General features: G+C 51.6%; 1 rRNA gene (cut by a window edge). It reads left to right on the top strand.

The annotated features are described in order from the left end of the window. A 23S ribosomal RNA gene (locus L3V33_RS23085) occupies window positions 1-1399 on the top strand (it extends 1559 nt beyond the left edge of the window). Window positions 1400-1429 lie beyond the last annotated feature (30 nt).

The raw sequence follows: 1429 nt of genomic DNA, 5'->3' as shown, positions 1-1429 counted from the left end.
TAACGCTGAGATACGATGTCGAGCTACTACGGTAGTGAAGTCATTGATGCCATGCTTCCAGGAAAAGCCTCTAAGCTTCAGATTGTAAGGAATCGTACCCCAAACCGACACAGGTGGTCGGGTAGAGAATACCAAGGCGCTTGAGAGAACTCGGGTGAAGGAACTAGGCAAAATGGTACCGTAACTTCGGGAGAAGGTACGCTCTTATCAGTGAAGTCCCTTGCGGATGGAGCAGACGAGAGTCGCAGATACCAGGTGGCTGCAACTGTTTATTAAAAACACAGCACTGTGCAAAATCGTAAGATGACGTATACGGTGTGACGCCTGCCCGGTGCCGGAAGGTTAATTGATGGGGTTAGACTTCGGTCGAAGCTCTTGATCGAAGCCCCGGTAAACGGCGGCCGTAACTATAACGGTCCTAAGGTAGCGAAATTCCTTGTCGGGTAAGTTCCGACCTGCACGAATGGCGTAATGATGGCCACGCTGTCTCCACCCGAGACTCAGTGAAATTGAAATCGCTGTGAAGATGCAGTGTACCCGCGGCTAGACGGAAAGACCCCGTGAACCTTTACTACAGCTTGGCACTGAACATTGAACCTACATGTGTAGGATAGGTGGGAGACTATGAAATTGCGTCGCTAGATGTGATGGAGTCGTCCTTGAAATACCACCCTTGTAGTTTTGATGTTCTAACGTTGGTCCCTGAATCGGGATTACGGACAGTGCCTGGTGGGTAGTTTGACTGGGGCGGTCTCCTCCCAAAGAGTAACGGAGGAGCACGAAGGTGGGCTAAACACGGTTGGACATCGTGTGGTTAGTGCAATGGCATAAGCCCGCTTGACTGCGAGAATGACAATTCGAGCAGGTGCGAAAGCAGGTCATAGTGATCCGGTGGTTCTGAATGGAAGGGCCATCGCTCAACGGATAAAAGGTACTCCGGGGATAACAGGCTGATACCGCCCAAGAGTTCATATCGACGGCGGTGTTTGGCACCTCGATGTCGGCTCATCACATCCTGGGGCTGAAGTCGGTCCCAAGGGTATGGCTGTTCGCCATTTAAAGTGGTACGCGAGCTGGGTTTAGAACGTCGTGAGACAGTTCGGTCCCTATCTGCCGTGGGCGTTGGAAAATTGAAAGGGGCTGCTCCTAGTACGAGAGGACCGGAGTGGACGAACCTCTGGTGTTCGGGTTGTCATGCCAATGGCATTGCCCGGTAGCTAAGTTCGGAATCGATAACCGCTGAAAGCATCTAAGCGGGAAGCGAGCCTTGAGATGAGTTTTCCCTGGCACTATAAGTGTCCTAAAGGGTTGTCGTAGACTACGACGTTGATAGGCAGGGTGTGTAAGTGCTGCGAGGCATTGAGCTAACCTGTACTAATTGCCCGTGAGGCTTAACCATACAACACCCAAGGGGTTTTGTGGACTCAGA

Source organism: Vibrio sp. A2-1, assembly GCF_021728355.1.
Lineage (GTDB): Bacteria > Pseudomonadota > Gammaproteobacteria > Enterobacterales > Vibrionaceae > Vibrio > Vibrio splendidus_K.
The sequence above is the reverse complement of the archived record's forward strand: the minus strand, read 5'-3'. Positions and strand labels throughout refer to the sequence as shown.